At 72.9% G+C, this 7,723-nt stretch carries 5 protein-coding genes and 1 pseudogene; 5 read left to right on the top strand and 1 reads right to left on the bottom strand.

Going from position 1 to position 7,723, the window contains the following annotated elements; all coding sequences use genetic code 11:
• Nucleotides 1–319: 319 nt before the first annotated feature.
• A complete protein-coding gene (locus tag VR45_RS17910) occupies nucleotides 320–1,060 on the top strand; it encodes a prepilin peptidase (protein ID WP_045940785.1) in 741 nt (246 codons plus the stop codon).
• Nucleotides 1,061–1,199: 139 nt separating this feature from the next.
• Here VR45_RS17910 and VR45_RS17905 read toward each other — a convergent pair whose 3' ends face one another.
• Nucleotides 1,200–2,819 (bottom strand): glycosyl hydrolase family 18 protein, encoded by a 1,620-nt coding sequence (locus VR45_RS17905; RefSeq protein ID WP_045940784.1) that lies wholly within the window; start codon nucleotides 2,817–2,819, stop codon nucleotides 1,200–1,202.
• Nucleotides 2,820–3,248: 429 nt separating this feature from the next.
• Between VR45_RS17905 and VR45_RS17900 the strand changes: the two genes are divergently transcribed.
• The 4 genes and pseudogenes from VR45_RS17900 to VR45_RS17885 form a co-directional block, all read left to right on the top strand.
• Entirely contained in the window at nucleotides 3,249–4,043 is a 795-nt protein-coding gene (locus VR45_RS17900) for an isoprenyl transferase (protein WP_078896623.1), read from the top strand.
• 316 nt (nucleotides 4,044–4,359) lie between these two features.
• A complete protein-coding gene (locus tag VR45_RS17895; RefSeq protein ID WP_045940783.1) occupies nucleotides 4,360–5,694 on the top strand; it encodes a PhoH family protein in 1,335 nt (444 codons plus the stop codon).
• Between the two features lie 465 nt (nucleotides 5,695–6,159).
• Nucleotides 6,160–6,930 (top strand): transglycosylase SLT domain-containing protein, encoded by a 771-nt coding sequence (locus VR45_RS17890; RefSeq protein ID WP_045940782.1) that lies wholly within the window; start codon nucleotides 6,160–6,162, stop codon nucleotides 6,928–6,930.
• 488 nt (nucleotides 6,931–7,418) lie between these two features.
• Nucleotides 7,419–7,723, top strand: a pseudogene (locus VR45_RS17885) (hypothetical protein); the annotation flags it as partial.

Below are 7,723 nucleotides of genomic sequence, written 5' to 3'. Positions count from 1 at the left end.
CGAGGTGGGCGCGGCGCCGGTCGGGGCGGCGGTGCTGCCGCCCGCCGGGGCGGAGGTCGGGGCGGCGGTGACGGCCGGGTCGTCGTTCTCCGGACCGCAGGCGGTCAGTGCGAGCGCGAGCGCGGCCACCGGAACGGCCGCGCGCAGAGTGCTCCGAAGCTTCGTCAAGATATGTCTCCCCCGTGGATGATGTGGTCGGTGCGGCGCCGTGGATCCGAGGATCCGAGGTGCCGTCAGTGTCGGACGCGGACGGTGTCCGGTCGGTTCCGGAGCGGAACCTGCCGGATCGTACCGCCACCGGAGGACAAGGGGGCAAGCCGTGATCGCGATCGTGCTGGGAGCGGTCCTGGCGGGGCTGCTGGTGGCACCGGCCCTGCGCGGACTGGTGGTGCGGTACGCCGTGCCCGAGGAGCAGCCGTGGTGCCTGGCCTGTCCGGCCTGCGGGCGCGCCCTGCGCGGCCTGCCGCCCACCGGCGGCTGCCCGGGCTGCCGGACCGGACTCGGCCCGGGCCCGTGGCGGGGGGGCCCGGGCCCGTGGCGGGTGGAGGCGGTCACCGCCGCCGCGGCCGCCGCCGCGCTCACCGCGGCCCACCCGGCGGACGCGGTGCTGCTGCTCTGGCTGGCCGGCCCCGGAGTGGTGCTCGGCTTCACCGACGCCCGGGTGCACCGGCTGCCCTACCCGCTCACCTGGACGCTGGCGGCGGGCCTCGCCCTGCTGCTGACGGTGCTGGAGCTGATGGACGGCAGCCCGGGGACGCTGCTGCGCTGCCTGCTGGTGGCGCTCTCGGCCGGGGTGCTGTTCGAAGTCCCGGTCCAGCTGGGGCGGATGGGCCCGGGGGACACCGTGCTGGCGCTCGGCCTAGGGGCGCTGCTCGGCCGGTACGGCTGGTCCGCCGCGCTGGCCGGCCTGGCCGCCTTCGTGCTGCTGGCCGGGCTCTGGTCGGTCGGCGTCCTGCTGGTGGCCCTGGTGCGGCGCCGGCCGGTGCGCGGCCGGGAGGTGCCGCTGGGTCCGTTCATGCTGCTCGGCACCCTGGTGGCGGTGCTCGGGCACTCCGGCTGAGGCGCGAGGGCCAGGGTCCGCCGGTGTCCACCGGGGGACGCGGACGGGCCCGCCGTACCGGTCGGGTACGGCGGGCCCGGCGCCGGCGCGCAGGCCCCACCCTCAAGGGGAGGCGCGCCGTGGGGGTGCGGTCCTCGGGTTACGGCATCTGGTGGACGAACGGGCCGACCGTGTTGGAGAAGGCGTTCCCGTTGACGGAGTCCCAGTTGGTGGACCAGGTCATCGCGCCGCGGATGGTCGGCCACTTGGCCGGCGGGACGAAGCTGCCGCAGTTCTTGCCGGTGGCCAGGCAGTCCAGCGCGTTGTTGACGACGCTCGGCGCGACGTAGCCGCCGCCGGCCGCCTTGCCGGAGGCCGGGACGCCGATGCCGACCTGGTCGGGCCGCAGGCCGCCCTGGATGTGGGTGCAGACCTGCGAGGTGATGAAGTCGATGGTGCCCTGGTTGTAGACCTTGCCGTCGCAGCCGTTCATGCCGCCCGAGTTGTAGAACTGGGTGTTGACGACGGTCAGGATGTCCTTGGTCTTCAGCGCCAGCTGGAAGTAGGAGCCGGCGGTGGAGTACATCCCGATGGTCTCCGGGGCCATCGTCAGGACGAAGTTCGGGCCGACCTTGGCCTGCAGGGCGTGCAGCGCGTCCGCGAGGTAGGTCGCGTTGAGGCCGTTCTCCAGGTCGACGTCCAGGCCGTCGAAGCCGTAGTCCTTGATCACGGCGGCGGCGGTGTCGACGAAGGTGGCCGCCGCGGCGGCGTCGTTGACCTGGATGGCGCCGTTCTGGCCGCCGATGGAGATGATGACCTTCTTGCCGGCCGCCTGCTTGGCCTTCACATCGGCGCGGAACTGGGCGTCGGTGTAGCCGCCGAGACCGGCCGAGAGCTCGGCGTCCAGCTTGAAGGTGACGGCGCCGGGGCGGTTGGCGACGGCGTCGGCGAAGGACACCGCGATGATGTCGTACGCGCTCTGGACGTCGCTCAGCTTCTGGAGGTTGTTGCCCTTGTTGTCGAAGTTGTGCCAGTAGCCGGTGACGACGTGCTTGGGCAGCCCGGTGGTGGGGTTGCCGGTGCTGGTCGCGGTGGGGGTCGGGGTCGCGGTCTGGGTCGGCGTGGCGGTCGCCGTGGGGGTGGCGGTCGCGGTCGGGGTCGTGGTCGCCGTGGGGGTGGCGGTCGCCGTGGGCGTCGGCGTGGGGGTGACCGTCGGGGTGGCGGTCGGGCTCGGGGTGGAGGTGCCGCCGGGGCCGCTCAGCACCACGTCGTCGGCGAGGTAGGCGCTCTGGCCGTACCAGCCGTGCAGGTAGACGGTGACGCTCCGGGCGTTCGCGCCCGTGGTGAAGGTGGAGGAGAGCTGGTTCCAGCTGTTCTGGTTGGACCAGCTGCTCGGGTCGGTGCCGCCGGTGCCGCGCGCGCCGAGGTAGACGTAGGGGCCCTGGACCCAGGCGCTCAGGGTGTAGCTGGTGTTGGGCAGCACGCTGATGGTCTGCGTGCACTCGGCGGTGTCCGCCGCGCCCGGGGTGGCCTGCAGCGCGCCCGAGCCGGAGTGGACCGGCGTGGTGACCGCGCTCGCGGAGCCGGTACAGGTCCAGCCGCCCAGCGAGCCGTCGAAGCCGCCGTTGGCGACGAGGTTCCCGGCGGCCGCGTTGGCGCCCCCGGCGAAGAGGGCGAGGCCGGTGCCGGCCAGGGCCAGGGCGGTGGCGCCGGCCGCGAGGGCCGGGACGGGGCCGCGGCGGCGCTTGTGCGACGCGGGCCGGTTCAGCGTACGGGCCATGGAGGTGCGCTCCTGTGGGGGAGGAGCGGCCGCCGCGGTGGGGGGCGCGGCGGCCGCGTGTGGGGGAGGGGAGGTCCGCAGTACTGCCTCGAGAGGGGCGGTTCCGGTACGCCGTTCCGCCCTGGCACAAAAGCTGGACTAGACCATTGGGGGTCGTCAAGCATTGAACCGTCGGCTTACGGATTCCTTAAGGAAGGAGAGACCGTTCCGTATCCGGCCGCCGGGCGTTCCCCCGCCCGCCCCCGGGGCGCCGCACGGGTACGTTCCGGGTACGTTCCGGCCACCCGCGCCCGGCGCGCGGCGACATAGTCCGCACAGGACCGTGACCCTCCCGCGACCTGCGGCTTTCCCTGCCGCCACAGCGCGGGAGTAGGCTGCGCCGGGGGTTCTGAAGCACCCGCTGAAGTGAGCACGGAGGGGCCGAAAACCATGGGTCTGCGCGATGTCGTCGAACGCACGCCGGGTCTGCGCGTCCTGCTGGACGGGATGTACGGCCTCTACGGCCGCCGGGTCGAGGTGCACCTCGCCCGCACTCCGCACCACATCGGGGTGATCCTCGACGGCAACCGCCGCTGGGCCAAGGCGACCGGCGGCTCCACCGCTTACGGCCACCAGCGCGGCGCCGACAAGATCAGCGAGTTCCTCGGCTGGTGCGACGAGACCCACGTCAAGGTCGTCACCCTGTGGATGCTCTCCACCGACAACCTCTCCCGCCCGGCCGACGAGCTGGTCCCGCTGCTCGGCATCATCGAGGACGCCGTCACCGGCCTGGCCGCCGCCCGCCGCTGGCGGGTCAACCCGGTCGGCGCGCTGGACCTGCTGCCGCAGCACACCGCCGACGTCCTGAAGCGCGCCGCCGACGAGACCGCGGGCATCGAGGGCATCACGGTCAACGTGGCCGTCGGCTACGGCGGCCGGCACGAGATCGCCGACGCCGTCCGCTCGCTGCTCCAGGAGCACGCCGGCCGGGGCACCTCGATCGAGGAGCTGGCCGAGGTCCTGGATGTCGAGCACATCGCCGAGCACCTGTACACCAAGGGGCAGCCCGACCCGGACCTGGTCATCCGCACCTCGGGCGAGCAGCGGCTGTCCGGCTTCCTGCTCTGGCAGAGCGCGCACAGCGAGTTCTACTTCTGCGAGGCGTACTGGCCGGCCTTCCGCAAGGTGGACTTCCTGCGGGCGCTGCGCGCCTTCGAGCAGCGCAACCGGCGGCTGGGGCTCTGACGGGGGCGTCGCCCTCGCGCCGTACCGCGACGTATTCGCGCGCCGCGGCGGTGCCCTCGCGGACGGCCGGCGGTGCCCTCGCGACGCGTCGGGAAGCGGCGTCCTGCGGGGCGTCGGGATTGACCGCCGTAAGAGCTGGCCTACCCGGTGGCAGGGCGAGGCCAAACGTTCACCCGCAATGATCCGTCAGTTCTCCGGGGGCGCGAATGCACCGCCCCCCGCCTGGGAATACTCCGATCAGACCGGCTCCGAGGCCACCGGGGCAGCGGGGCCGGCTTGCCGCGGATGACGCAGGGTCATCCGCCCTGGAGGCCTAGTGGTCAGTTCCAAGAGCCGCCGGACACCAGACCGGCGGACGTACGTTCTCGACACCAGTGTGCTGCTGGCGGACCCGCTGGCCATGACCCGCTTCGAGGAGCACGAGGTCGTCCTCCCCGTGGTCGTGGTCACCGAGCTGGAGGCCAAGCGGCACCACCCGGAGCTGGGCTATTTCGCCCGCCAGGCGCTGCGACTGCTCGACGACTTCCGGATCCGGTTCGGGCGTCTCGACGAGCCGATCCCGGTCGGCGAGCTCGGCGGTTCCATCCGGGTCGAGCTCAACCACTCGGACACCTCGATACTGCCGGTCGGCTACCGGGCCGGCGGCGGCGAGGCCGACACCCGGATCCTGGCGGTGGCACGCAACCTCCAGGCCGAGGGGTACGACGTCACCGTCGTCTCCAAGGACCTCCCGCTGCGGATCAAGGCGTCCTCGGTGGGCCTGCTCGCCGAGGAGTACCGCGCCGAGCTCGCGATCACCTCCGGGTGGACCGGCATGGCCGAGCTGCACGTGGCCGCCGACGACGTGGACGCGCTGTTCGCGGCCGGCCATGACGCCGGGGTGGACGTCGCCGGCGCCGACGAGCTGCCCGTGCACACCGGGCTCGTGCTCACCTCCGAGCGCGGCAAGGCGCTCGGCCGGGTCACCGGCGACGGCCGGGTCCGGCTGGTGCGCGGCGAGCGCGAGGCGTTCGGCCTGCGCGGGCGCAGCGCCGAGCAGCGGGTGGCGCTGGACCTCCTGCTCGACCCGGAGGTCGGCATCGTCTCGCTGGGCGGCCGGGCCGGTACCGGCAAGTCCGCGCTGGCGCTGTGCGCCGGTCTGGAGGCGGTCCTGGAGCGGCAGCAGCACCGCAAGGTGATGGTGTTCCGGCCGCTGTACGCGGTCGGCGGGCAGGAGCTCGGCTACCTGCCGGGCTCCGAGTCGGAGAAGATGAGCCCCTGGGCGCAGGCGGTCTTCGACACCCTGTCCGCCGTCACCACCCCGGACGTGATCGAGGAGGTCATCTCCCGGGGGATGCTGGAGGTCCTGCCGCTCACCCACATCCGAGGGCGTTCCCTGCACGACGCCTTCGTGATCGTGGACGAGGCGCAGTCGCTGGAGCGCAACGTCCTGCTGACGGTGCTGTCCCGGATCGGCCAGGGCTCGCGGGTGGTCCTCACCCACGACGTCGCCCAGCGCGACAACCTCCGGGTCGGCCGCTACGACGGCGTGGTGGCGGTGGTGGAGAAGCTGAAGGGGCACCCGCTGTTCGCCCACATCACGCTGACCCGCTCGGAGCGCTCGCCGATCGCGGCGCTGGTGACGGAGATGCTGGAGGACGTCCAGCCCTGATCCGGACTTTCCGGACTTTCCGGAAGTCAACGGGCAGTTAGGGACAAAACAGTCAAATCCCGGTATAGGGCCCGCTCCTGATGGAGCGGGCCCTTGTCCCTTTCATCACATCGCGTGGTTTCTGTCCGGTGAACGCCGGTACGGTGAATGTGACATCCGCCACGCAACAGGGAATTGCGTCGACAGTGCCCGGTGCGGCATGGTGAGGGTTCTGTCAGGCCCCGCGTACGGCATGGCAGGGCTTCCGGGAGACCGGGGGTCCGGCCCGGACGGTCCACCAACTCCGGTCGGTGGACGCACAATTGAAGACCTGAGCCGTACGCCGCCCGATCACAACGCCCGGTCGCCTCACCTCGACCGGACGCCGGGTCAGTACCTCCCGTGACCAGCACCGTACGGAGGGCAGCGCCAAGGGGCATGTTGCGCCTGTACGGTCACGCGTGGGCGATGCTGGAAGGAATCCATGTGACTCGGATCTCGGTCCGGGGAGTTGCTGTCGCCTCCGCCACCGCCGTCACCGCAGTTGGTGCCGTGGTGGGTATGGCGTCGGGCAGCGAGGGCAAGACGACGCAGACGATTGATGTCGCCGGCGCGACGCTGCTTGCCGAAGTCCCCTCCGGCGCCCAGGCGCAGACCATCAGCGACAACATCGGCACGCAGGCATCCGCCCAGCAGGCCGCTGCCGACGCTGCGGCCAAGGCCGCCGCCGAGCAGAAGGCCGCCGAAGAGGCAGCGCGCCAGCAGGCCGCCGCCGAGGCGCAGGCCAAGGCCGACGCCGCCGCCAAGGAGGCCGCCGACGCTGCCGCCAAGGTCGAGGCGGAGAAGGCCGCGAAGGCTGCCGAGGAGAAGCGGAAGGCCGACGAGGCCGCCGCCAACCGCTCCAAGGCGCGTTCGGCGATGGCCGCCACCGACAGCGCTCCGTCGACTCCGCCGGTATCGGTCAGCCCCGGTTCGGTGCAGGAGCTGGCCCAGCAGATCATCGGCAGCGACTCGCAGTTCCAGTGCTTCAGCCAGATCGTGAAGCGCGAGAGCGGCTGGAACTACACCGCCACCAACAAGAGCTCCGGCGCGTACGGCCTGGTCCAGGCGCTGCCCGGCTCCAAGATGGCCTCGGCCGGCGCCGACTGGCGCACCAACCCGGCCACCCAGATCCAGTGGGGTCTCGGCTACATGAACAGCCGCTACGGCAGCCCCTGTGGCGCCTGGTCGTTCTGGCAGTCGCACCACTGGTACTAGGAACGCCCGCCGCGGCCCCCCGATCACGATCGGGGGGCCGCGGCGTTTCCGCTTTTCCGGGGTCGAGGCCGGGCCGGAGCGCTCCGGGTGCCCTGTCGCTCCGAGTGCCTGTCGGCCCGGGGGGGCGGGCCGCGCCGCCCGGGTGGCGCTGACCATGGCGCCCACGGGCGGTGCGGTCCTGGTGCGGACGCGGGGACGGGGAGGGGTCCTGGTGGCTCCCCGCACCGGCCGGTCCGCCGACAGTTGGCTCCTGGTTCCCGCTCGACTCCTCCCCGCTGTCCTGTGCCTGAAACCACCGGGGACATGATGGTTTGCCCCGGAATCACCCCCGGCCCGACCGGCCCCGGCCGCAAGAACCCGGGCGGATCCCGCTCACCCGGCGGACTCACCGCACCGCGGCCGGGTAGCGTCTATCCCTGACGGCCGTGGCGCGACCCACGGCGTGCCGCCGCACCGGGCGGCTCCGGCGGGGAGAAGTGGTAGCGAGCATGGCGCGGGGCGGAAAGGCCTTCAAGGCCGTGGCCAAGGGCATGGCCGTGGTGGCGAGCGCGGCCGCCGTCATCGAACGGCGCCGACGGGCCGCGATGGCGGCCGACTTCCACGACACTCTCCACCCGGTGGATCCGCTGGACCAGGTGGATCCGGCGGCGGCTCCGGCCGCCCGTCCGCTGCCCGGTCCGCGCGCTGCCGCCGTACCCGCGGCGGCCGCGACCGTCGTACCGTCCGGAGCGTCCGGGTCGACCGGCCCGGCTGCCGCGCCGGTCCCGGTGTCCGCCCCGGTCGCCCCCGCCCC

Source organism: Streptomyces sp. NRRL S-495, assembly GCF_000966955.1.
Classification (GTDB): domain Bacteria; phylum Actinomycetota; class Actinomycetes; order Streptomycetales; family Streptomycetaceae; genus Kitasatospora; species Kitasatospora purpeofusca.
The sequence above is the reverse complement of the archived record's forward strand: the minus strand, read 5'-3'. Positions and strand labels throughout refer to the sequence as shown.